The organism is Massilia sp. YIM B02443 (genome assembly GCF_030411955.1).
In the GTDB taxonomy this organism is placed as follows: Bacteria; Pseudomonadota; Gammaproteobacteria; order Burkholderiales; family Burkholderiaceae_D; genus Telluria.
Genome location: NZ_JASNRA010000032.1, coordinates 24,056 through 48,859 on the forward strand (window position 1 = coordinate 24,056; position 24,804 = coordinate 48,859).

At 68.2% G+C, this 24,804-nt stretch carries 18 protein-coding genes; 6 read left to right on the forward strand and 12 right to left on the reverse strand.

The genetic code is table 11. The features are described 5' to 3' along the window. The first annotated feature begins 26 nt into the window (after positions 1-26). Entirely contained in the window at positions 27-2,288 is a 2,262-nt protein-coding gene (locus tag QPK27_RS22940; RefSeq protein WP_290420489.1) for an arginine/lysine/ornithine decarboxylase, read from the forward strand. 86 nt (positions 2,289-2,374) lie between these two features. Here QPK27_RS22940 and dcd read toward each other — a convergent pair whose 3' ends face one another. The 4 genes from dcd to QPK27_RS22960 all read right to left on the reverse strand — a co-directional run bounded on the left by dcd (position 2,375) and on the right by QPK27_RS22960 (position 5,264). Next, positions 2,375-2,941 (reverse strand): dCTP deaminase, encoded by a 567-nt coding sequence (gene dcd / locus QPK27_RS22945; protein WP_290420490.1) that lies wholly within the window; start codon positions 2,939-2,941, stop codon positions 2,375-2,377. 65 nt (positions 2,942-3,006) lie between these two features. Then, positions 3,007-3,816 (reverse strand): alpha/beta fold hydrolase, encoded by an 810-nt coding sequence (locus tag QPK27_RS22950; RefSeq protein WP_290420491.1) that lies wholly within the window; start codon positions 3,814-3,816, stop codon positions 3,007-3,009. Between the two features lie 66 nt (positions 3,817-3,882). Next, positions 3,883-4,746: an intradiol ring-cleavage dioxygenase gene (locus QPK27_RS22955; protein WP_290420492.1), complete on the reverse strand. Its 864-nt coding sequence runs from the start codon at positions 4,744-4,746 to the stop codon at positions 3,883-3,885. 23 nt (positions 4,747-4,769) lie between these two features. Beyond that, positions 4,770-5,264 (reverse strand): Spy/CpxP family protein refolding chaperone, encoded by a 495-nt coding sequence (locus QPK27_RS22960; protein ID WP_290420493.1) that lies wholly within the window; start codon positions 5,262-5,264, stop codon positions 4,770-4,772. Positions 5,265-5,396: 132 nt separating this feature from the next. On the opposite strand from QPK27_RS22960, the gene QPK27_RS22965 reads away from it, so the two are divergent. After that, positions 5,397-6,083 (forward strand): response regulator transcription factor, encoded by a 687-nt coding sequence (locus QPK27_RS22965; protein WP_290420494.1) that lies wholly within the window; start codon positions 5,397-5,399, stop codon positions 6,081-6,083. 15 nt (positions 6,084-6,098) lie between these two features. Then, the gene (locus QPK27_RS22970; RefSeq protein ID WP_290420495.1) at positions 6,099-7,496 is read left to right on the forward strand and encodes an ATP-binding protein; all 1,398 of its coding nucleotides are present in this window, start codon (positions 6,099-6,101) and stop codon (positions 7,494-7,496) included. A 51-nt stretch (positions 7,497-7,547) separates the two neighbouring features. Here QPK27_RS22970 and QPK27_RS22975 read toward each other — a convergent pair whose 3' ends face one another. The 8 genes from QPK27_RS22975 to QPK27_RS23010 all read right to left on the reverse strand — a co-directional run bounded on the left by QPK27_RS22975 (position 7,548) and on the right by QPK27_RS23010 (position 20,532). Next, positions 7,548-9,914, reverse strand: coding sequence for a DNA internalization-related competence protein ComEC/Rec2 (locus QPK27_RS22975; protein ID WP_290420496.1), 2,367 nt, complete (start codon positions 9,912-9,914; stop codon positions 7,548-7,550). 102 nt (positions 9,915-10,016) lie between these two features. Next, entirely contained in the window at positions 10,017-11,741 is a 1,725-nt protein-coding gene (locus QPK27_RS22980; protein WP_290420497.1) for a T6SS immunity protein Tli4 family protein, read from the reverse strand. Further along, positions 11,738-13,444 (reverse strand): triacylglycerol lipase, encoded by a 1,707-nt coding sequence (locus tag QPK27_RS22985; RefSeq protein WP_290420498.1) that lies wholly within the window; start codon positions 13,442-13,444, stop codon positions 11,738-11,740. The genes QPK27_RS22980 and QPK27_RS22985 overlap by 4 nt, the downstream gene beginning before the upstream one ends. Beyond that, a complete protein-coding gene (locus QPK27_RS22990) occupies positions 13,441-16,308 on the reverse strand; it encodes a type VI secretion system Vgr family protein (RefSeq protein WP_290420499.1) in 2,868 nt (955 codons plus the stop codon). Before QPK27_RS22990 ends, QPK27_RS22985 begins: the two co-directional genes overlap by 4 nt. A gap of 139 nt (positions 16,309-16,447) precedes the next feature. Then, entirely contained in the window at positions 16,448-17,245 is a 798-nt protein-coding gene (locus QPK27_RS22995) for a TatD family hydrolase (RefSeq protein WP_290420500.1), read from the reverse strand. A 3-nt stretch (positions 17,246-17,248) separates the two neighbouring features. Continuing rightward, positions 17,249-17,965: a lipoprotein-releasing ABC transporter ATP-binding protein LolD gene (lolD, locus tag QPK27_RS23000; protein WP_290420501.1), complete on the reverse strand. Its 717-nt coding sequence runs from the start codon at positions 17,963-17,965 to the stop codon at positions 17,249-17,251. Next, positions 17,958-19,241, reverse strand: a complete 1,284-nt coding sequence (locus QPK27_RS23005) for a lipoprotein-releasing ABC transporter permease subunit (protein ID WP_290420506.1) — start codon at positions 19,239-19,241, stop codon at positions 17,958-17,960. The genes lolD and QPK27_RS23005 overlap by 8 nt, the downstream gene beginning before the upstream one ends. 7 nt (positions 19,242-19,248) lie before the next feature. Then, entirely contained in the window at positions 19,249-20,532 is a 1,284-nt protein-coding gene (locus QPK27_RS23010) for a lipoprotein-releasing ABC transporter permease subunit (RefSeq protein WP_290420502.1), read from the reverse strand. A 198-nt stretch (positions 20,533-20,730) separates the two neighbouring features. Between QPK27_RS23010 and QPK27_RS23015 the strand changes: the two genes are divergently transcribed. The 3 genes from QPK27_RS23015 to QPK27_RS23025 all read left to right on the forward strand — a co-directional run bounded on the left by QPK27_RS23015 (position 20,731) and on the right by QPK27_RS23025 (position 24,752). Beyond that, entirely contained in the window at positions 20,731-21,738 is a 1,008-nt protein-coding gene (locus tag QPK27_RS23015) for a hypothetical protein (protein ID WP_290420503.1), read from the forward strand. A gap of 44 nt (positions 21,739-21,782) precedes the next feature. Further along, positions 21,783-23,486 carry a single-stranded-DNA-specific exonuclease RecJ gene (recJ, locus tag QPK27_RS23020; protein ID WP_290420504.1) on the forward strand — a complete coding sequence of 568 codons (1,704 nt, stop codon included), beginning with the start codon at positions 21,783-21,785 and terminating at the stop codon, positions 23,484-23,486. A gap of 156 nt (positions 23,487-23,642) precedes the next feature. Continuing rightward, complete coding sequence (locus QPK27_RS23025; protein WP_290420505.1) at positions 23,643-24,752, forward strand: metallophosphoesterase; 1,110 nt, start codon at positions 23,643-23,645, stop codon at positions 24,750-24,752. The last annotated feature ends 52 nt before the right edge of the window (positions 24,753-24,804 follow it).

Genomic DNA, 24,804 nt, shown 5'->3' on the forward strand with positions numbered 1-24,804 from the left:
CACGGCGCTTCGCATTGGAGCTGTCGATGAAATTTCGTTTCCCCATCGTCATCATTGACGAGGACTTCCGCTCGGAGAACACCTCCGGTCTCGGCATTCGCGCGCTGGCTGCCGCGATGGAACAGGAAGGCATGGAGGTCGTCGGTGTGACCAGCTATGGCGACCTGTCCCAGTTCGCCCAGCAGCAGTCGCGCGCGTCCGCTTTCGTCCTGTCGATCGACGACGAGGAATTCGGCGGCGGTTCGCTCGAAGAGACCGACTTCGCGCTGCTCAACCTGCGCGCGTTCGTGAAGGAGATCCGCCACAAGAACGCCGACATCCCGATCTACATCTACGGCGAGACCCGCACCAGCCGGCACATCCCGAACGACATCCTGAAGGAGCTGCACGGCTTCATCCACATGTTCGAGGACACCCCGGAATTCGTGGCGCGCCACATCATCCGCGAAGCCAAGGCCTACCTGGACAGCCTGGCGCCGCCGTTCTTCCGCGCGCTGGTCAACTACGCCTACGACGGTTCGTACTCGTGGCACTGCCCGGGCCATTCGGGCGGCGTCGCTTTCCTGAAGTCGCCGATCGGCCAGATGTTCCACCAGTTCTTCGGCGAGAACATGCTGCGCGCCGACGTCTGCAACGCGGTCGAGGAACTTGGCCAGCTGCTCGACCACACCGGCCCGGTCGCCAAGTCCGAACGCAACGCCGCGCGCATCTACAGCGCCGACCACTGCTACTTCGTCACCAACGGCACCTCGACCTCGAACAAGATGGTCTGGCACTCGACCGTCGCCCCGGGCGACATCGTGGTGGTCGACCGTAACTGCCACAAGTCGATCCTGCACTCGATCATCATGTGCGGCGCGATCCCCGTGTTCCTGATGCCGACCCGGAATCACCTCGGCATCATCGGCCCGATCCCGCTGGAAGAGTTCACGCCCGAATCGATCGCGCGCAAGATCGAAGCCAATCCGTTCGCGCGCGACGCGGTGAACAAGAAGCCGCGCATCCTGACCATCACCCAGTCGACCTACGACGGCGTGGTGTACAACGTCGAGACCCTGCGCGAAATGCTGGACGGGAAGATCGACACCCTGCACTTCGACGAAGCCTGGCTGCCGCACGCGACCTTCCACGACTTCTACAAGAACATGCACGCGATCGGCCAGGACCGCCCGCGCGCCAAGGAGTCGATGATCTTCTCGACCCAGTCGACCCACAAGCTGCTGGCCGGCCTCTCGCAGGCATCGCAGGTGCTGGTGCGCGAATCGGAATCGGTCAAGCTGGACCAGGACGCCTTCAACGAGGCCTACCTGATGCACACCTCGACCTCGCCGCAGTACTCGATCATCGCTTCGTGCGACGTCGCCGCCGCGATGATGGAAGCGCCGGGCGGTACCGCCCTGGTCGAGGAGTCGATCCTGGAAGCGCTGGACTTCCGGCGCGCCATGAAGAAGGTCGACGCCGACTACGGCGACGACTGGTGGTTCCAGGTCTGGGGACCGGACAAGTTTTCGGAAGAAGGCATCGGCACCCAGGACGACTGGATGATCCGCGCCGAAGAGAACTGGCACGGCTTCGGCAAGCTCGCGCCGGGCTTCAACATGCTCGACCCGATCAAGGCCACCATCGTGACCCCGGGCCTGGACCTGTCGGGCCAGTTCGGCGAAACCGGCATCCCGGCCTCGATCGTGACCAAGTACCTGGCCGAACACGGCGTGATCATCGAGAAGTGCGGCCTGTACTCGTTCTTCATCATGTTCACCATCGGCATCACCAAGGGCCGCTGGAACACCCTGGTCACCGCCCTGCAGCAGTTCAAGGACGACTACGACCGCAACATGCCGATGTGGCGCGTGATGCCGCAGTTCGCCGCCGCCAACCCGCGCTATGAAACCCGCGGCCTGCGCGACCTGTGCACCGAGATCCACCGTTTCTACGCCGAGCGCGACGTGGCGCGCCTGACCACCGAGATGTACCTGTCGGACATGATCCCGGCCATGAAGCCGTCGGACGCCTTCGCCAACATGGCGCACCGCAAGATCGAGCGCGTGGCGATCGACGAGCTGGAAGGCCGCATCACGGCGATCCTGCTGACGCCTTACCCGCCGGGCATTCCGCTCCTGATCCCGGGCGAGCGCTTCAACCGCACGATCGTGGACTACCTGCGCTTTGCGCGTGACTTCAACGAGCGCTTCCCGGGCTTCGAGACCGACGTGCACGGGCTGGTCAAGCGCGAGGTCGATGGCAAGCGCGGTTACTTCGTCGACTGCGTGAAGCAGGACGAGGCGTGATCGTCGTTCGCTTGATGTAAAAAAGGCCCGGAGCGATCCGGGCCTTTTGTTTTTGCGGCCGTTATCGAAACGACCGTTTGCAGGACTCAGGTCTTCGGCAGCGTCACGCCATGCTGGCCCTGGTATTTGCCGCCGCGGTCCTTGTACGAGGTCTCGCACACTTCGTCGCTCTCGAAGAACAGCACCTGCGCGCAGCCTTCGCCCGCGTAGATCTTGGCCGGCAGCGGCGTGGTGTTCGAGAACTCCAGCGTCACGTAGCCTTCCCACTCCGGCTCGAACGGCGTCACGTTGACGATGATGCCGCAGCGCGCGTAGGTCGACTTGCCGAGGCAGACGGTCAGCACGTTGCGCGGGATGCGGAAGTATTCGATGGTGCGCGCCAGCGCGAACGAGTTCGGCGGGATGATGCAGACGTCGCTCTTGACGTCGACGAAGGAGTTCGAATCGAAGTTCTTGGGGTCGACGATGGTGCTGTTGATGTTGGTGAAGACCTTGAATTCGTCGGCGCAGCGGATGTCGTAGCCGTACGAGGAGGTGCCGAACGAAATGATGCGGCGACCGTCCTGCTCGCGCACCTGGCCCGGCTCGAACGGCTCGATCATGCCGGTGCTCTCCGCCATGCGGCGGATCCATTTGTCGCTCTTGATAGTCATTGTCGGTTTCCAGGCAGGGATGAAAATCCCGCGATTTTACGCGAAGTCGCTGTTCCCGCGCCAGATTAGCCGGTTGCCAGCAGCTTGCCGATCATCGCGTGCGCCAAGCGCGCCGTCTCGTCGGGTTTCTCGAGCGGGTACAGGTGGCTGCCCTCAATCATGACCAGGTTCTCGCCTACCAGCTTGCGCGTCGGTCCCAGCGTGGCCTGGCGCAGCTCTTCCGAGTCCGTGCCGGCGATGAAGCCGACCGGCACCGGGAACGGCTGCTTCAGCACCCCTCCCATGCGGTGCGGCAGCGTGGCGTAGATCGCGGTCTCGACCTCGCGCGTGAAGCGCAGCGTCACGCCCTGCTCGTGCGGCGCCAGGCCGTGCTCGAGATAGTCGTCCAGCGCGCCCGGGGCCCAGGCCTGGAAGATCGGTTTGGCCATGAAGTGGCTGTAGGCAGCCTCGCGGCTCGGCCACAGGAAGCGCCGCCTGTGCGAGAAACGCGCCGGCGACAGGCGCTCGCCGTAGCCGAAGCGCTTGGCCAGGCGCCACACCAGCGCGCGCCAGCCGGCCACCACCGGCGAATCGAGCATCACCACGCAGCGCGCCAGGTCGGGGCGGCGCGCCGCCGCCATCGCGCACAGCATGCCGCCCAGCGAGTGGCCGACCAGGATCGCGGGTTGTCCATAACCCTCCAGATGCGCCACCAGTTCGTCGACCAGGGTCTCCCAGCCGTCGCCGACCGGATAGCGCGGATCGTGGCCGTGCATGTCGAGCGTGCGCACCTCGTAGTGTTCGCCGAGCGCCGCCAGCAGGCGGCCGTAGGTGCCGGCCGGGTAGCTGTTACCGTGGGCGAAGTGCAGCAGCGGCTTGGATGCGTTCTGGGTCATGGATGCGGGACGGTGGCAAAATGCGTCGGGCCATTGTAATGGCTGCCACCGTCCCGCGAACCGGCATTAGAGTGAAACGCCTACTACCAAAGTCGCGACATAGCCCTGCGTCGCATTGCCGGTCACGCTTGCCATCTGCAGCGACGTGCCGTCGCTGAAGACGTTGTCGTTGGCGTAGCTGATGCGCGACAGGTTGCTCACGCTGCTGCCGTAGCCGCTGGCGGTGTAGGCCTCGTTCAGGGTCGCCAGCGGGAACGTGAACTGCGAGGTCTTGACCCGGTTGGCGGCGCTGCCGGCCTTGGCCAGGCTCGGATACACCTCGAAGTGCACGTGCGGCATGCGCCCGTCGTAGCAGCCCGGGAAGATGGTGGTGAAGGTCACCCAGCCCTCGCTGTCGGCTTCCTGCACGCCGCGCAGGTAGTTCTCGCCCACGATGCCGTTCGAGTACATCGAATAGCCGCCTTCGCGCGTGCAATGCCACAGGTACAGCGCGGCGCCCGGCGCCAGCGTGCAGCCGCCCGCCACGTTCACCAGCTGCAGGCGAATCGTCAGCGGCACACCGGCCGCGACGCCGCTGGCGCCGGCGATGCTGGCGCGGATGTCGCTTCTCACGATGCCCGACAGGACCAGCGCGTTGGCCACGCCGTTGGCGTTGCGGTTGGTGCCGTCGCCCGGATACGGGCCGCCGGTTTCTTCGGGGATCACCGCGCACGAGGCGCTGGTGCTGCCGGTGCTGCCCGATCCGGTGGTGCTGGTGGAGGTCGAGATGCCGTAGCTGCCGTCGCTGCTGCCGCCGCAGCCGGCCAGCGGCAGCAGGCCAGGTCCGGCAACGGCGCCGGCCAGCAGCCAGCGCAGCGACTGGCGCCGGCTGGCCGGCTGCGCCAGCATGCGTTCGAGGTCGGCGCCCAGGCCAAGGTCATGGTCGTGCATGTGGTCTCCTTCGATGGACGGGTTCACTGGCGCGTCCCCTCGTCCTTGTCTTGCCGGCGTTCGCGGCGCTCCTTGCCGCCGCCACGCGGCGGACGGCCTTCCGCTCCTTCGCGCAGCTGGGCGCGCTGTTCGGGGGTCAGCAGCGCCATCAGCTGGGCCTCGGTGCGCAGGTGCAGCAGTTCCTGGGCGGCGATCGCCTGGCCCAGCGCCTGCGCCTGGGTGCGCGCCGCAGCGCCGTCGAGTTGCGCGCTATCGGACATGGCGTGCAGCGCATCGTGCGCCTTGCGCTCGGTCTTTTCGAGTTCGCGCCGCTTGGGCGCCTGCTCGTGCAGGATCGCGAACACGCGGTCCTGCTGCGCTTCGCTCAGGTCGAGATCACGCAGGAACGGGGCCACACCGGGGCCGCGACCGAACGATTCGGGGTCGCCGGGCGGCATCGGTTGCGCCTGGACGGCGGGGGCAAGCAGGCAAGCTGCAAGAATCGCGGCAACGGCGCCGCGGATGGGATACAAGGTCATGGTGTCCTCCAGTGTTTCGACGGCGTCCATTCTGTTGCGCGCCGATGTAAAGCGCGGCCAAGCGGCGTAAATTGGCGTAAAACCCGCCACGACGGAGCGGACCGGGGCGCCGCGGTTTGCTATCCTGTCGCCATGACTCACGTATTACTCATCGACGACGACGTCGAACTGGTCGGCATGTTCGCCGAATACCTGGAACAGGAAGGCTTCCAGGTCACGGTCGTGCACAACGGCGAGGACGGCGTGCGCGAAGCGCTCACCGGCCGCCACGCCATCGCCATCCTCGACGTCATGATGCCGGGCATGAGCGGCATCGAGGCGCTGCGCCAGATCCGCGCCGCCAGCCGCATCCCGGTCCTGATGCTGACCGCGCGCGGCGACGACGCCGACCGCATCCTGGGCCTTGAGCTGGGGGCCGACGACTACGTCCCCAAGCCCTGCACCCCGCGCGAACTGACCGCGCGCGTGCGCGCCATCCTGCGCCGCACCCACGCCGCCCGGGACAGCGGTCCGGGCGTGACGCTCACGGTCGGCAAGCTGACCATGATCCCGGAGCAGCGCCGCGCCACGTGGGACGGCAAGCCGCTCGACCTGACCAGCACCGAATTCAACCTGCTCGAAGTCCTGGCGCGCAACGCCGGACGCCCGGTCAGCAAGAACGAACTGTCGGAACAGGGACTGGGCCGGCCGCTGGCGCGCTTCGACCGCAACATCGACGTCCACCTGAGCAGCCTGCGCCACAAACTGGGGCCCTTGTCGGACGGCCGCTCGTGCCTGCAGACGATCTACCGCCAGGGCTACCAGCTGATCCGGGAATGAGGACCGGCCTTTAGTATGGGACGCTTGTTCTGGAAATTCTTCCTGTCGATCCTGCTGGCCCAGGTGGCGGCCACGATCGGCATCGGCGGTGCGTTCTGGCTGCGCGACCAGGCGCGCCAGCGCCCCGCCGCCATCCTCGACAGCGGCCCGCCGGCCGCGATCGCGCTCGACGCCGCCTCGGCGACGCTACGCCACGGCGGCCTGCCTGCCCTGCGCGAGATGCTGGGCGAAGTGCGGCGCCCGCAGATCTGGGTGCTCGACGCCGCGCGGCGCGACCTGCTGGGCCGCAGCGTGCGCCCCGAACTGTTGGCCCAGGCCGAACGGATCCTGGCCGACGCCGATGGTGGCGACGAAGGCGCGGCGCGGCGCCTGACCGGGCCCGATGGCGCCCGGTACGTGGCATTCGTGTCGCGCACCTACGGCCGCCCGGAAGGCGCGCGCGGCCGCCGTCAGGGCGGGCCGGGACCGGGTCCGGGCCTGATGCCGGGCATGGACCCGGGCTTCGGGCGCCGCATCGGCCAGATCGCCGGGATCGTCGCCGCGGTGCTGGCCAGCCTGCTGTTCGCGGCGCTGCTGGCCTGGTATTTCTCGCGCCCGATCCGCGCCCTGCGCAGCGCCTTCGAGGCCGCCGCCGCCGGCGACCTGGCGCCGCGCTTCGGCCCGGCGCCGAAAGGCGGCGACGAACTGAGCGACCTGGGACGCGACTTCGACCGCATGAGCGGCCAGCTGCGCGCGCTGATGGATGGCCAGCGGCGCCTGCTGCACGACGTCTCGCACGAGCTGCGCTCGCCGCTGGCGCGGCTGCAGGCGGCGGTCGGGCTGGCGCACCAGCAGCCGGACAAGGTCGCCAACTCGCTCGAGCGCATCGAGCGCGAAAGCATCCGCATGGACAAATTGGTCGGCGAGCTGCTGACGCTGTCGCGCCTGGAGGCATCATCCGGCGTGGTGCGGCGCGAGCCGCTCGACCTGACCGAGCTGGTCGACGCCATCGTGGCCGACGCCCGCTTCGAGGTAGCCCAGGCCAGTGGCGGCGCGCAGCCGCGCATCGTGGTCGATGCCGCCGCGCCGCTGCCGGTCGAGGGCGACCCCGACCTGCTGTGGAGCGCGATCGAGAACGTGGTGCGCAACGCCGTCAAGCACGGCGCGCATGGCGGCCTGGTCGAGGTGGTGCTGCGCGCCGAGGGCGCGACGGCGCTGGTCGAGGTGCGCGACCGTGGGCCGGGCATCGCGCCGGACGACCTGCCGGCGGTCTTCGAGCCGTTCTTCCGCGCCGGCGCCTCGCGCAGCGGCGTCGACGGACACGGACTGGGGCTGGCCATCGCGCGCCGCGTGGTGCAGGCGCACGGCGGCGAGATCGTGGCGGCCAACCGTCAGGATGGCGGCTTACGGGTGACCATGACGCTGCCGCGCTGACTCGCCGCCGTATGCCGAAGCGCGACAAGGTCGGCGCGGCCGGCGATATGGTCAGCGGCCGTGCCAATAGCGGGCGTTGCTGTCGCGCCAGGCGCTGGTCTCGATCGCCGCGCCGGCGCCGAAACGCAGCGTGATGGCGCCGCGCTGGTCGGTGCGCATGCGCGCGATGCCCATCGCCGCGTAGCGCGCGTAGATTTCTTTCTTGGGGTGCCGGTAGCGATTGCGGTGCCCAACCTGGAAGATGCCGATCGACGGCGCTACCGCGCGCAGGAAACCGGGCGTCGACGAGGTGCCGCTGCCGTGGTGCGGCGCCAGCAGGACGTCGGCGCGCAGCCGTTCGCGGTCCGCTTGGAGCAACGCCGCTTCCTGCGCCGCCTCGATGTCGCCCGCCAGCAGGATCGCCTGGCCGGCGGCGGCGATGCGCAGCACGCAGCTGCGGGCGTTGGCCTTGAGCCCCGGGTTGGCGTAGCTGGCCGGCTCCGGGGCGAGCATCGCGAAATCGACGCCATCCCAACGCCATGACTGGCCCGCGGCGCAGCGCCGGTGCGGCGTCGTCCCGTGCAGCAGCGCGTGGCTGGCCGGCAGCGACGATGTCAGCATCCCCACCTGCACCGCGTCCAGCAGTTCGGCCGCGCCGCCGACGTGATCGAGGTCGCCGTGCGACACCACCAGCGCATCGAGCTGTCCGATGCCGCGTCCGCGCAGGTAAGGCAGGATCACGCGCGTGGCGCCGCTGGCGCCGGGCGCGTAGTGCGGGCCGGTGTCGTACAGCAGGCGGTGGCGCGGCGTCTCGACCAGCAGCGCCATGCCCTGGCCGACATCGAAAGCGGTGACGCTGAACTGGCCCACCGGCGGTGCGCTGGGCAGCTGGGTCAGCAAGGGCGTCCACGCCGCCAGTCCGGTCCAGCGCCGCGGCCAGCCGCGCGGGGCCAGCATCCACGCGGTGCCGGCCAGCGCCAGCAGCAGGATCCAGCCGGACGGCGCCGGCGCGGTCCATACGGCCAGCGACGGCGCGGCCAGCCAGGCCAGCAGCCGCGCCAGCAGATCGATCGCCAGGTGCGCCGTGCCCAGCACCAGGCCGGCCAGCGGCGCCGGCAGCACGCTGCCGATCAGGGCCAGCGGCGTGACGAACAGGCTGATGACGGGAATCGCCATCGCGTTGGCGATCGGGCTCACCAGCGACACCTGGCCGAACAGCAGCAGCGTCAGGGGCGCCAGGCCCACCGTCACCGCCCACTGGGTGCGCGCGCCTTGCGCCAGGCTGGCGCGCCAGCCGCGCGCGGCGACGCCAACGCGGCCGCTGCAGGCGTACAGGATCGCGGCGACCGCGCCAAACGACAGCCAGAACCCGGGCCACAACATGGCCCAGGGGTCGAGCAGGACCACCACGCCCAGCGCCAGGCACAGCACGTGCGAGGCGGCGGCGATGCGCCCGCACCAGAGCGCGAGCGCGACCACCGCCAGCATGTAGAAGGTGCGCTGGGCCGGCACCCCGAAACCCGCTAGCAGCACGTACAGCAGCGCGGTGACCGCGCCGGCCAGCGCCGCCGCCTTCTGCGCCGGCAGGCGCAGCGGCAGCAGGGCCTCGGTCCAGAACGAGCGGCGCCACAGGAAGGACATGGCCCAGGCGGCCAGCCCGGCCACCATCGTGATGTGCAGGCCCGAGATCGAGACCAGGTGACTGATGCCGGTGCGGTTGAAGACGTCCCAGTCGTCCTGGTCGATGCCGCGCTGGTCGCCGATCACCAGCGCGACGATCACGCCGGCGTAAGGTTGGCCATCCAGCGTATCGAGGATCCGCGCGCGCAGCAGGCCGCGTGCGCGTTCGACCGCGTAGCCGACGCCGAAGCGCCAGTCGTCGAGGCGCGTATTCCGGGCGCCGGCCGGACGCACGTAGCCGGTGGCGCGCACGCCCTGCTCCAGCAGCCAGGCCTCGTAGTCGAATCCGTAGGGATTGGCGTTCCCGTGCGGGCGCTGCAGGCGCACGACCAGGCGCCAGCGCTCGCCGGGGTGGATGTGGGTGGGGTCGCTCGCCTGTTCGCCATACCAGGACAGGACGATCTTCGGCGGAACGCCGGCGCCCTTCGTCTCGACCCGGTCGACGTCGAACTGGAAACGCACGCCGCCGTCGAAGCGGTGCGGCAGGCTGGCGACGATGCCGGTAACGGTGATGTCGCGCCCCTCATCGGCGTGCGGCAGCGCGTCGGCCAGCGCCAGGTGGGCGGCGGCGGCGGCCCAGCACACGCCGCACAGGCCGCACACGACGCCGATGCCGATCGACCTTGGCCAGCCGCGCAGCAGGGGCGCGGCCGCGCAGGCGGCGACAATGCAGGCCAGCAGCGCCGGCCATGTGGGCAATGCCGGCTGCAGCTGGATCCAGGACGCGCCGGCGCTGAAGGCAAGGATGGCGCGGCGCACGGGTCGGGACCAGGGTCGAGGCGCGACTGGGGAATCGCTGGCCGGGTGGGCGATCGCTGGCGGTCCGGTGCCGGGACGTTGCGGGCTATGCGCGCAGTGCGCTCATGCGGCCGATCCGCCCGGGCCGGCCTCGCCGGCCGGCACGTCGAAGGCGCTCCCGGCGAGAGGGCCATCCGCCGCATGGCGTACCAGATGCCATGCGCTGCGGCGATAAATCAGCTCGGTGTACCCCGCGCCACGCCCGTGCCGGGGGGTGCGGAATGTGGCCGCCGGCAGCAGGCTGCCGGCGGCAAACCACCGTGTTCCATCGAGCGCGTGGCTTTCCTCACAGCGCCACCACCCGCTTTCCGGGCACGCTGCCCCGGTCTTGACCACGCTGCCGATGGGAGTCTCGACATGGGCCGCGGGAATGCCGGTGACCGGCGAAAACGTCGGCGGCATGCGATGAATGGCAGGTTCGAGCCCGGCAGGCTGCGTGGTTCGCTGCACTGCCCGCCTGTCGGCGAGCGCCCAGATGGTGGGATTGACACTTTCGTAACTCGGCTGCACGCCCCGCAAGCGCTGCCACATCGTTGGCGGCGGGAGCAGCAAGGCTTGCGGCATGCGCTGTCCCTGCCTGACGAACTGGCGTTGGCCGCCGAATACGCCGATGCCAGCGCCACCATCGGCGCATTCCCACCAGCCGGTACACGGGCAGTCCTCGCCGGCAAAGGCATTGGTGCCGAGCGCCAGGTCCGGTGGCGGCGGCGTCGGTTCGGCGGCAGCGACTGTCGGGCGTAACCTGATCGTCGCGATGATGCGCTCCCACAAGTCGAACAGCGCCTCTTCGGACAGTGTCGATTGCAAGGGCTTCCCGCCCGCGGCAGGATTCACACCGGAAAACAACTCCAGCTTCAGCAGCGGGGCGTAGATGTCGTCCTGGCGGCCGGCCGATTCCCACTGAAATGAATACCCGGTCGTGAAGTTCGGCTCACGGACCCGCATGACCAGTTCGTCGCCGGCCAGGCCGTTCACGGTGCGCGGGCTTTCCCGCAAATGGTTGAACGCAAGGCGCATGAATACCGGCTGGCGCTCGACGACCCGCGTGTGACGTTCGAGCAGCCCGGGTCCGGGTTCCGTTCCGGCCATCGACGAGAATACGATATTGACATCGGGATGGCCGGGGATGCCGGCGAACAGCACGACGCTTTCATTGCCTTTGTGCTCGAACGGGTCACGGATAATCGCACGGTTGATGCAAAAACCTTCTTCGCCTGGTAGCTCCTCCGGGCCGAGCGGCCGGATTTGCCGAAACGTGCGTTCCAGCCTGGGCCCGACGTCGAGTGCCCGATGCTCGGCCCTGGCATGGATGGTCATGCCCTTGATGCGCAGAATTCCCTGGACGCTGACGTCTTCCACCTCGACGTCGCGCCCTTCATCGCGGAACTGGTACCGCTTGCGGTTATAGACAACGACCTTCGCCCGCGCATCGGCGATCACGGGAGTGCTGGTACTTTCGAGCCGTGGCGGATGAATATCCCGGACCGGATCCCCGATCTCTTGCTCGAAGCGCGCGAATCGTCCCTCGAACTCGAGATCCGACTCGCGCACCCGGCTGGACAGGTTGAAGCCGCCAACGAAGCCCTGCTGGATTCCGACCTGGCTGTCTGCCGGCAGATCGATCAGGAAGCGCCCTACGCACAGTGTCTTCATCTTGTTGGTCATGGTTGCCACCTTTCGCAGGTCCTGATCGGTCTGCACCGAATTGGCAAGGAATGAAACCAGCATCATCGACATCGCCAAGATGCCACCGATCCATTTCACTCGCCGGCTGCCAAGCCGCTTCATGTCACGTCCTGCACGATCTTGACAATGAGATGACGCGTCAGCAGGAGCATGTCTTCTTGCTGAAAACTGTCCTGATGACGAAATCCCTTCGGCGAGAAGATCGCACGCGCGTGCTTTTCCACGGCTGCGGCCGACACCACCGGCACCGTCTCGTCGCCATGCGCATCCTGCGGCCACATCATGAAGCGCAGCCGCAGCCCCTTTGCCACCTCGACTTCGCGGCTGCCATCGTCGGCAGTCGAAACGGGTCTGGCGCCACGGATGTTTGCAGGAGTCAGGGCCACGCCGGCCACCCCGGTTTCGCGCGCCGCCCAGCGAACCTGCCCGTATGCTTTCAGCGAAGCGTCGGCGCCATAGAAGGCGTAGGTGTTTGGATGGTAGTACGGCATCGACGACGCTCCCTTGCCGCCGCCAATCATCAGATCATGCGTGTGGAACCGTTCGGCTTCGTCGATGGCCGCGATGACCAGCGGCTTGATTCCGTTCGGGTTATCCTTGTGCGCGAGCGCGGGATCCGCAAGCCGGGGATCGATCATCCGGTACCATGAACTCATGTCGCGGTAGAAGTCGTACGGATTCCCGTCGGGTAAGGCGAGCAGATCACGTACTTGGTCTTCCTGATTTACCTTTCGGAGTGTCTTGATCGAGATCCATGGCCGTGGATAGTGCTGGTTCGGCAAGAGTTGCAGGACCCCCGGCGCCGTCGCCATGATCGGCGTCGTTTCGGCGCTGGTGAGGCCAGCGACCTGGGAAAATTTCCAGGCCTTGAAATTATCGAATGGACCGTTGGTGTACTGGCTTCCTTCGGTACCGCAAGCGATCCGCCGGTAAGCTACCGGGGCGCCAAGCGCAGGCATGACTGCATGAACGATGCCGGCAATGTCGGACGTGCCACTGCCTCCGGATTCGCTCAGCCGTGCACATGCGCGCGCGACAAGGCCTCCCATCGAGTGCGTGACCAGGATCACCTTGCGGCATTCGTGTTTGCGGTCGGTCCAGAATTTCTTGATCGCGTCGATGCGTTCACGCAGACGCCGGGCCGACACCGCGCCGGATTCGAGCCAGTTGTAGCCAAATGCATAGACCGGATATTGAAACCCGGCGTATTTTTCCAACTCGGCTTCCGTAACGGTCGCAACGGTCCGCGCCCCCCATCGCTCCGGTTCGCACTGCATCACGCGCCGCCAGTACTGGCGGACCTTGCGGATCCCATGCGGCGACACCTGGAACGTCTTGTCCAGATGACGCTGCAGATCCACGAGCAGCGAACCGTAGGACGATGCATGCACCTCGCCCCATCCACGCTCATGCCGCAATTTGTCATCCAGGGAAGCCAGAGGATAATCCAGCTCGCCGTCGGGATCGACTTCGAGGACATGCGCATCCAGTATCTTCTGCCTGTCCTTCGGCGGCCGGCCGGCCCACACCGCCGCTTCGCGATACGAATCGTAGGGGCCGTTCGGAGGACGCCACGCAGCCATGCCGGGCTTGATCGCTCCGTCTTCCGAAGCGTCGACGTCCTGCCTCACCCGCAGATTCGAGCCCATGATCCCCGGCACGAAGATCACCGGGATCACCTTGCGCGAACCGATCGTGACCCGCGCCCTCACCTTGAACGAGGTCGGCGTGGCGACAGTGTGGGCCACCAGGCTGCCATCGGCTTCGACGGTGGGCTGGTGGATCGGGCGGGTCGGCTCCTTCATGCCCGGCCCGCGCCTGGATTGGGTGGTGTGGGAAGGGACGGAGGATCGGGGACCTCGTCGTCGGCCAGCAGCCGCAGTTCGATGTCGCCCATGGCATAGGTATGCAGGATCTCGGTGCGGCCCTCGTCGTCGGTGACGCCTTCGATCTGGGTGCCGTCCTCGTGGCGCGCGATGTAGCGCTGTCCGCGCGCCGGCATGCCGGTCTGGCGGTCGACCACCACCACGCGCTCGTCGGTTTCCAGCGTGGTGGCCGGCAGCTGCAGGCCGGTCGGCACGCCGCCGCCGCCGGTCAGGTGTTCGACGCTGGCGGCCTTGATTACGTGCTTGCCGCTGCTCTGGTGGGTGATGGTGCCGGCGTCCCAGTCGGTCTGGGTGCCCTGCGACACCACCTTGACCGACGGCGCCTCGAGGTCGATGCCCTTGGCGGCGACCAGGCTGATGCGGCCGGACGATTTGATCTCGATGTCGCCCTTGTGGGTTTCGATCACCACGTTGCCGCGTCCGGCGATCAGCTTGAGTCCCAGTTCGTAGGCGAACAGGCTCAGGGCGCGCGAGGCGCGCAGGAATAGGCTGCGCCCGCTTGCCACCTCGGCGTCGCCGGCCGAGACGATGTCGATCTTGGCCTGGGCGCCGAGGGCGATGCTGTCCTCGCTGGCCAGCACCACGCCGGCCGGCGCCGTCACCGCCGCCATCGGCTGGGCGGCGTCGTCGCCGGCTGCGTCCGGCGCAACGTTGCTGCCGTCGTGCCAGCCGCGCAGGCGGCGCGCCAGTTCGGCCAGGCGCGGTTTGGCCTGCTCGTCTTCGCCATGGTCGGCCGCCAGCCGGCCCAGTTCGTCGAGCACACCGTGCATTACCTCGGCAATCCCGACCAGGCCGCCGCGCTCGAGCTGGGCCGCGCCATCGCCGGCGATACCGCCGGCGCTGATCAGGACGCCTTCGCCGCCGCGCACCGCCACCGCCTTGCTGCTGCGTAGTTCGGCGCCCTCGCCGCGCGGGGCGCCCTGGCCATCGGCGCGCGGCTCGGACATCCAGCCCAGGTTCAGTTCGGCGTCAGCATGTTCGCTCGCGAGCTGCACGCCGATCTGGCCCGGCGTGTCGTCGAACAGCAGCTGGCCGCCGCGCGCGCCACCGATCTCGCGGCTGCGCATCCCGGACAGGTAGCGATTGCCCGGCAGTTCGCCGGCCCGACTGAACGCCGGCGGCTGGGCACGGCCGTTGTAGAGCTGGGACAGGATTACCGGCCGGTCGGGGTCGCCGCCGAGGAAGGCCACCAGCACTTCGGTGCCGACTCGCGGCAGGCCGAGCGCGCCGGATTGCTGCCGGGCGCCGGCGCCGTTGCCGGCCCAGTTCGAGGCCACCCGTACCCAGGCCGAATCGGCGGCCGTGTCGGAAGCGCCCGCGCCTTGCGCGTGGCCATGATCTTGCGCACGCATGCCGGGAAAGCGGATCTTCACCCGGCCCAGCGCGTCGCAATGCACTTCCTCGCCGGCCGGACCGGTGACGACCGCGCTTTGCAGCTGCGGGTGCGGCAGGTCGACCTGCGGATCGAATGCCGGCACCAGGGGGATGCCGCGCCGCACGGCGTCGAAGCCGACCCGTACCCGCACCGGGTACAGCGTCGGCGTGGTGTCGATGAAGGCGGAACCTTCGCCATCGAGCCAGGCGCCCATCAACCGCCGCACCCGCCCGGCGACGTCGGCCGGCAGGTTGTTCTCGGCCTCGACCCGCAGCGCGGTGACCACGAAGTCGCGTTCAAGCGCAGGGTGGGCGTCGATCTCGGGGTGGCCGGTCAGCGTGAACCATTCGCCGGCGCGCAGGTCGCGCACCGTGCCTTCGCCGTGGAAGCACTTGGTCTCGAATTCGTGGCGCTGCATACGCACCTGGCCCAGGCGCCAGTGGTCGTCGACGTCGTTGCCGGCGTGCGGCATCTCGACCAGGTAGTCGTCCAGGCTGGCCGCCATCTGGTTGCCGCTACGGCCCTGGTCGGCGCTGCCGCGCGCGGTGGCGGTCATGAACTGGCTGCCGGCCGGATTGCGGTAGTCCCAGCTGTGGCGGGTGATGCTGCCCGGGCGCAGCCGGCGCGCCGCGCACCACGAGACGATGGTGTCGCGTTCTTCGGTAGGGCCGCCGCGATGGTAGCGCACGGTGCCGGCGGCATTGCGCGGCAGCGAGTGCGGGTCGCTGAACAGCACCAGGGTGTGGGCCGGCGTGGCGTCGCGCTCCACTTCCAGGCTGCTGCTGCGCGCGTGCCCGGGCCGGAAGGTCCAGGCCACGCCGCGCCGGCGCAGCAGGCGGCGCACGAAGGCGGCGTCGGATTCGTTGTGCTGCATGGTCTGTTCGCGCGCCGGAAACTGGCGCATGTCGAACAGCGGATCGAGCTCGTAGTGGAAAGCGCTGGCCAGCACCGGATTCGATTGGCGCCACTCGTCGAACAGCAGCTGCACGATGGCCAGCTCGCTCTGGCTGCGGAACACCCGGCTGTTGATGCGCTTTTCCATGATTGCCAGCGCGTCGCGCACCACCAGCTGGTACACCGCCATGCCGCCGTCGAAGTCGCCGGCGCGCGCCTCGGCCACGATGCCGCAGGCGCCGCGCAACTGGCCCTGGTCGGTGACGAACTGGATTTCGGCCGGCAGCGCGATCAGTTCCTTGAGTGGCAGGCGCGGCGTGCTGGCGATGCAGGTGACGACGTATTCGATGCCGCCACAGATCGATTCGACGCCGGCCACCCGTTGCGGCAACAGCACCTCGTCGGCGAAGGCGCCGCCGTCGGCCAGGCCCAGGCGTAGCCGGATCGGACGATGGGCGGTGGTGAGCGAACGCTCGTGCTGCAACATGCGCAGGAATTCGCTCGCGCTGTCCAAGGGGTTCTCCTGTCAGGTAGCCGCTTGCGCAGCGAGGAAAACATCTTGGCATGGCAGCCCCGGCGCTGCCTTGCTGAGGCTCAGCGAATGTCGAGTGAACTTCTCGGAATGACAGCTGTCGCGCCGCCGCGACGCCCGTTTACACCAGGGCGGTCAGACGCGGAATTGCCTTTAGCGATGCATCCCAGGCAGCCTGGCGTACCTCGTCCAGCGGCAGGCCGCGCAGCTCGGCCAGCGTGGCGCCAATGCCCGGCAACTGCTCCGGACTGTTGCGGCCCGGATGGATCCAGGCCGGGGCGATGTCGGGCGAGTCGGTTTCCAGCACGATGGACGCGAGCGGCAGCTCGGTCGCCAGGCGCCGGATCTGCAGTGCGCGCGTAAACGTCATGTTGCCGCCGAAACCCAGGTGGAATCCCAGGTCGATGAAATTCTGCGCCTGCTGGAAGCTGCCGTTGAAGGCGTGGGCGATGCCGCCCGGTGGGCGGATCTGGCGCAGGTGCTTGAGCACCTGGTCCTGCGAACGCCGCACGTGGGTCAGCACCGGCAAGCCGAAGTCGCGCGCGATGCGCAGCTGCTCGCGGAAGAACCGCTCCTGCTTGTCGCGCATCTCCGGCGTGCACAGTTCGGGGATGAAGAAATCGAGCCCGACTTCGCCGATGCCGACAAAGCGCGGATCCTGCATCGCCTCTTCCACCGCGGCCCGCATGAAGACCAGGTCTTCGTCCTGCGCCTGCGGCACGCAGATCGGGTGAATGCCGAGCGCATAACACGCGTTCGGGCTGCCGTGGGCCAGCGATTTCACGGCCTCGAAGTTGCCGCGTTCGACCGCCACGATCACGATCATCGACACGCCCTCTCCTGCCGCGCGACGCGCCACGCCGGCGCCGTCGCCCGCATATTCACGGGCGTCGAGGTGGACGTGGGTGTCGATCCACATGCTTCAAGCCTCCATCGGCTGCAGGCCGTGTTCGGTCATGCGCAGCACGCGGTCGCAGCGGCGCGCCAGTTCCATGTCGTGGGTGACGATGACAAAAGCCGTGCCGAGGGTCTGCGCCAGTTCGAGCATCAGGTCGAAGATCACCTGGGCCGTGGTCTGGTCCAGGTTGCCGGTCGGTTCGTCGGCCAGCACGCAGGCCGGCTGCGTCACCAGCGCGCGCGCCAGCGCCACCCGCTGGCGCTCGCCGCCGGACAGCTCGCCCGGGCGATGCACCACGCGCCGTCCCAGCCCGACCCGTTCCAGGATCGCCTGGGCGCGCTCGAGCGCCACCGGGCGCGCCTCGCGCCGGATCAGGAGCGGCATCATGACGTTGTCGAGCGCCGAGAATTCCGGCAGCAGGTGGTGGAACTGGTAGACGAAACCGAGCGCACTGTTGCGCAGGTCGCCGCGCCGGGTTTCGGACAGGCTGGCGAAATCCTCGCCCTTGAGCGTCACCGTGCCGCTGCTCGGCGTATCCAGCCCGCCCAGCAGGTGCAGCAGGGTCGACTTGCCGGAACCGGACGCGCCGACGATGGCCACCCGCTCGCCGCGATGCACGGCGAAGTCGATGTTGTCGAGCACCCGCACCTGGGCGTCGCCCTGGCGGAAGGTTTTGCCCAGGCCACGGCAGGCCAGGATCGGCGCGCCGTTCGGCGCACCGTTATTGATCACATCACTCATAGCGCAGCGCCTCCGCCGGTTTGACGCGCGACGCCGCCCAGCTCGGGTACAGGGTCGCGGCGAAGGACAGCAGCACCGAGACGATACCGATGATATGAACATCCGGCCAATGCAGGTCGGACGGCACGGTACTGAACACGTAAATATCTTTGGACAAGAACTCCACTCCCAACAGCCGTTCGATGAACGGGACGATCACATCGATGTTCAGGGCCACGCCCACGCCCATCCCCACACCGGCCAGCGTACCGAGCAGGCCAACCACCGCGCCCTGGATCATGAAGATTTTCATGATCGACGCGGGCGACGCGCCCAGCGTGCGCAGGATCGCGATGTCCGGCTGCTTGTCGGTCACCGTCATCACCAGGCTCGACACCAGGTTGAAGGCGGCCACCGCGATGATCAGGGTGAGGATGATGAACATCATCTTCTTTTCGGTCTGTACGGCAGCGTACCAGTTGGCGTTGAGCTTGGGCCAGTCGCGTAGCGTCAGGTCGCCGCTCATGGTCTTCTTCAACTCGGCCGCCACCTCCGGCGCCGCGCGCATATTGGCGATGCGCAGGCGCAGGCCGGACGGCGCCGGCAAGCGTTCCAGGCGCTGCGCATCCTGCACGTGCACGAAGGCCAGCGTGGCGTCGAAGTCGAAGTGGCCGGCCTCGAAGATGCCGGCCACCGTGAAGCTGCGCGTGCGCGGCACGATGCCGGCCGGCGTGATCTGGCCCTGGGCCAGCACCATGGTCACCTTGTCGCCCAGGCCGACGCCGAGCGCGCGCGCCAGCGCGTAGCCGAGCACGATGTTGAAGCTGCCCGGCTTCAAGGCATCGAAGCTGCCGGCGCGCACCTGCCGCGCCACGTCCGACACCTGGTCTTCCACGCCCGGCAGCACGCCGCGCACCACGCTCGGGCGCATCACGCCGTCCTTCAGCAGCAGGCCTTGCGTCTCGACGAATGGCGCGGCGCCACGCACTGCCGGGTTGCGCATCGCCTCCTTCGCCTTGGCTTCCCAATCGGACATGCTGCCCGAGGAGTCGAACACCTCGATGTGGGCCAGCACCGACAGCATGCGGTCGGTCACCTGCTTCTGGAAGCCGTTCATCACCGACAGCACGATGATCAATGCCGCCACGCCCAGCGCGATGCCGGCCACCGAGATCAGCGAGATGAACGAAATGAAGCCTTTGCCGGCGCCGTCGCCGGAGTCCGATGAACCCTTGCCGCCGCGCGTGTAGCGCAGCCCGACCTGCCATTCGTAGGGCAGCTTCTGGATGAAACGCATGGTGGCCTTACTCATAACGCAATGCCTCGGCCGGACGGGTGCGCGAGGCCGACCAGCTCGGATAGATCGTGGCGAAGAAGGACAGCAGCACCGCCACGCCGCCGATCCAGGCCACGTCGTTCCATACCAGCTCGGACGGCATCTCGCTGATCAGGTACACCTCCTGCGACAGGAAGTGCACCCCCAGCACGCGCTCGATGAAGGGCACGATCACGTCGACGTTCAGCGCCACCGTCACGCCCAGCAGCACGCCCAGGCCGGCGCCGAGCAGGCCGACCAGCGTGCCCTGCACCATGAAGATCTTCATGATCGAGCGTGGCGACGATCCCAGCGTGCGCAGGATCGCGATGTCGGCCTGCTTGTCCTTGACCGTCATGACCAGGGTCGAGACCAGGTTGAAGGCGGCCACCGCCACGATCATGGTCAGAATGATGAACATCATGCGCTTTTGCGACTGGACGGCCGCGAACCAGACCGCATTGACCTTGGTCCAGTCGCGCAGGAACAGCTCCTCAGGCAGCAGCGAGCGCAGTTCGAGCGCCACGCGCGGCGCCTCTTGCAGGTCGGCCAGGCGCAGGCGCAGGCCGGCCGGCGCATGCACGCCGGCGGCGGCCTGCACATCCTCGACGTTGGCCAGCGCCAGGGTAGAGTCGAATTCGAAGTGGCCGGCCTGGAAGATTCCAGAGACGGTCAGCGCGCGCGTGCGCGGCAGCGGGTTCTGGCCAGAAGCTGCCGCGCCTCCCAGCGCCTCGCCGTTGGCGATCAACAGCGTGACGCGGTCGCCCACCTCGACCCCGAGCGAGGTCGCCAGCGAGCGCCCCAGCACCACGTTGAAGGAGCCGGGCCGCAGCGAATCGAAGCGCCCTTGCTTCATCTGCTGCGCGATGTTGGAGACTTTGCTTTCCGCCTCAGGATCGACCCCGCGCAGCAGCGCCGGTTTCATCACGCCGTCGACCAGCAGCATCGACTGCGCATCGAGGAAGGGCGCGGCGGCGCGCACCTCGGGGTGACGCAGCGCCTGGGCGGCGCTGGCGCGCCAGTCGGGCATGGCGCCGCGCGCGTCGAACACCTCGACGTGGGCCAGCACCGACAGCATGCGGTTGGTGACTTCTTTCTGGAAGCCGTTCATCACCGACAGCACCACGATCAGCGCCGCCACGCCGAGGGCGATGCCGGCGACCGAAGCCAGCGAGATGAAGGAAATGAAGCTGTTGCGGCTGCTGCGCTTGCCGGCGCGCGTGTAACGCAGGCCGACCTGCCATTCGTAGGGAAGTTTGTGGGTGATGCTCATACGGTCAAATAGCAGATGAATCGGTCCGGACTGCGCGCTCCTGGCTGCGCCAACCCGGCAGTTTGCCAGACAAACCACTTTCGTGGCGCGAATTTCAATGTTTCAAGCTTGAAAACGGTCCGAACGACGGCCCGGGCCGGCGTGGCGAAAGCGCACGCCGGCTGCCCCTCACCCGGCCATTTGGCCTAAAATAGCGGGATGGCTCATATTACGCTTGTCCTGCCTTACGCCCTTCCGCTCCCCGAATTCGCCCCCGACCTGGTTCGCGCCCTGGACGCGCCGGCCCTGGCCGCCCTGCTCTCGCGCGGCGCGTCCGTGCGCCAGGCCGCGCCGGCGCATCCGGGCGCCCAGCCGCACGAAGCCTGGCTGGCGCGCACGCTGGGCGTGAGCGACGGGCGCCCCGCTTTCGCCGACGCCGCCATGCGTGGCCTGCAGCTCGATCCGAACGGCGGCGCCTGGCATCTGGTCACGCCCGGCCACATCCAGGTCGCGCGCAGCCACCTGATGATGGCCGACCCGCGCCAGCTGCACCTCAACGACGACGACAGCCGCGCCCTGTTCGACAGCGCGCGCCAGCTGTGCGAGGAACTGGGCCACGCCGTGGTGTACGGCAGTGCCGACACCTGGTTCCTGCGCGCCGACGGCTGGACCGCGGTCGACATCGCCAGCCCGGACACGGTGGTCGGCATGGACCTGACCGATTTCATGCCCAAGCACCTCGACGCGCGCCCGCTGCGGCGCCTGCAGAACGAAGTGCAGATGGCCTGGCACGCGCACCCGGCCAACGCCGCGCGCGAGGCGCGCCGGCTGCCGGCCGTGAACGCATTCTGGATCTGGGGCGCGGGCGGCGACGAAGTGCCGATGCCGGCCCTGACGACCTACGCCGCGCCCGGCTGGCTGGCCGCGCTCGGCCAGCGGCAGCTGCCGTCGCTCGACGGGCTCGACGGCCTGTTCGAGCACGATGGCCTGCTGGTCGCCGGCAACCTGGCCGAAGCCGCGATCGCCGCCGACTGGGGCGCCTGGCTGCAACAGATGCAGCACCTGGAAAGCGCGCTGTTCGCGCCGCTGCTGGCCGCCGTCAAGGATGGCCGCGTGCGCGCATTGCGCCTGGTGCTGAGCAGCCGCGAAGACTTGCTGGAATCGAGCACGACGCCGCTGGCGCAGCGCAAATTCTGGCGCCGCCCGACGCTGGACGCACTGACCTGATACCGCCGTTGTCATACCAAGCAGACACCGATACCGAGACCGATTTGACCCAGAAGACCCGCATCACCACCCGCCCCTGCCCGTTCCGCACTTCGGAACTGCTGCGCCAGGAAGGCGTGCACCCCGTGCTGGCGCGCATCTACGCCGCGCGCGGGCTGGAACACACGCGCGAACTTGCCAGCGAGCTGGCCGCGCTGTCGCCGCCCGCCGGCCTGAAACACATCGACGCCGCCGCCGCCTTCCTGGCCGACTGCATCCAGTCCGGCAAGCGCATGACGATCGTCGCCGACTACGACTGCGACGGCGCCACCGCCTGCGCCGTGGCCCTGCGCGGCCTGCGCGCGATGAACGCCCAGGTCGACTACTTCGTCCCCAACCGCGTGATCCACGGCTACGGCCTGACGCCCGAGATCGTCGAACTCACCGCGCGCGAAAAGTCGCCCGACGTCATCATCACGGTCGACAACGGCATCGCCAGCATCGAGGGCGTGTTGGAAGCCAACCGGCGCGGCATCGAGGTCGTGGTCACCGACCACCACCTGCCGGGCGACGCGCTGCCACCGGCGCGTGTGATCGTCAATCCGAACCAGCCCGAGTGCGGCTTCCCGAGCAAGAACCTGGCCGGTGTCGGCGTGGTGTTCTACGTGCTGCTGGCGCTGCGCGCCGAACTGCGCAAGCGCGGCGTGTTCGACGCCCAGTCGCAACCGAAGCTGGATCACCTGCTCGACCTGGTGGCGCTGGGCACGGTGGCCGACGTGGTCAAGCTCGACGCCAACAACCGCATCCTGGTGGCGCAGGGGCTGAAGCGCATGCGCGCCGGCCGCATGCACGCCGGCGTGGCGGCGCTGTTCCGCGTGGCGGGACGCGAAGCGCGCTGCGCCTCGCCGTTCGACCTCGGTTTCGCGGTCGGCCCGCGCCTGAACGCCGCCGGCCGGCTCGAAGACATGTCGCTCGGGATCGAGTGCCTGACCACCGACGACGAAGGCCGCGCCTGGGCCATCGCCCAGCAGCTCAACGAGATCAACCTCAAGCGGCGCGAGATCGAAGCCGAAATGCAGGACACGGCGCTGCTGCACCTGGACAGCTTCGAGCCGACCAGCGCCAGCACCATCGCGGTCTTTGACGAAGGCTGGCACCAGGGCGTGATCGGTATCGTCGCCTCGCGCCTGAAGGAAAAGTTCTATCGGCCGACCATCACCTTCGCGCCGGCCGGCGACGGCTGGATCAAGGGCTCGGGACGCTCGATTCCCGGCTTTCACCTGCGCGACGCGCTCGACCTGGTGTCGAAGCGCGTGCCGGGCCTGATCGACAAGTTCGGCGGCCACGCGATGGCGGCCGGCCTGTCGATCCGTCATGACGCCTTCGAACACTTCTGCAAAGCGTTCGAGGCGGTGGGCCAGGCCTGGCTGACGGAGGCCCAGCTGGAACGCATCATCGAGACCGACGGTCCGCTCGAAGACGAGTTTTACTCGACCGGCTTCATCGAGCTGATGGACGGCCAGGTCTGGGGCCAGGGTTTCGCGCCGCCGGTGTTCTGCGACGAATTCCGCGTGGTCAGCCAGCGCGTGCTGAAGGAACGTCATCTCAAGCTGCTGCTGGAACGCAATGGCCGCCGCTACGACGCGATTTGGTTCGGACATACCGAGGGGCTGGGCGAACGGGCGCGGGTCGCCTTCCGGCTCGACGCCAACGAGTACAACGGCGTGACCAAGGTGCAGCTGCTGGTCGAGCACGCCGAAGCGGCGTAAGCCTCCCTCCACGACCTGTAAATATGCCATCGGGAATCATCCCGGCGACAGTCATTCCGCTTTGCCAATATCATTGGCGCGCCGCGCCGTGCCCGCCACGGCGTGCCTCACTCCCTTTCGACCCACGTCGCCGGCCAGGGCCCGGCAGGAGCACGCATGTTTTCGATCATCCTGAACGTCATCGGCACGCTGATGCATCTGTACGTCGCCCAACGCCTGTACGCGCTGGCGCCGGTGCGCGCACGCATTCCGGCACGCGCCTGGTGGGCCGGCGCGGTCGTGCTGTGGCTGGTGTACATGTTCGGCCTGCGCACGGGCGACGCGGCGCTCGACTGGCGCTGGTGGCCGGGGCAGTTCGCGCTGACCTGGCTCGGCATCCTGTTCGTGACCACCCAGTGGCTGCTGCTGGCCGACGTCATCACCGGCTTTGGCTTCTGGCTGCGCAGGCACGGTCCGCGCATCCGCCTGGCCGGCGCCGTGGCCGGCGTGGTGATCAGCGCCTTCGCCATCTTCCAGTCGGTGCGCGCTCCAAACATCGTCGAACATGAACTGGTGCTGCCAGGCTTGCCGCAGGCACTCGACGGCACCGTGATCGCGGCCATCAGCGACACCCACCTCGGTGCCCAGCGCCGCGCGAAGTGGCTGGGAGAACGGGTGGACCAGATCAACGCCTTCGATCCGGCGGCGGTGCTGATGCTGGGCGACCAGGTCGAGGACGAGCCGATCAACGACGACCAACTGGCGCCGGTGCTGCGCCGCCTGCATCCGCCGCTTGGCGCGTGGGCGGTGACGGGCAATCACGAATACTACGGCGATGCCGGCGGCACGATCGAGGAATTCGCGGCCGGCGGCGTGCGCTGGCTGCGCGACGAGCGGGTCGAGATCGCGCCGGGCCTGCACCTGGCGGGGCTGGACGACATCGGACGCGCGATGCGCGGCGGCGGCGATATTTACGCGGGACTTGGACGCACCATTCCGAACCGCAGCGAAGGGGCAACGATCCTGATGTCGCATATTCCGGCGCCGGGGCTGGTCGAACGTGCTTCGCGCGAAGGGGTGAGCCTGATGCTGTCGGGGCACACGCACGGCGGCCAGATCTGGCCGTTCAACTACCTGGTGGCGCGCGAGTTTCCGCATGTGGTGGGCTTGCATCGCGAAGGCGACATGCAGCTCTTGATCAGCCGCGGCGCCGGTGGCTGGGGCCCGCGCATGCGCTTGTGGAAGCAAGGCGAAATTCTCAAGATCACCTTGCGCTCGCCGTCGTAGGGTTGGCGGCTCTGTATGGCACAGGGACATAGGTAACAGTTGTCTAGGGACA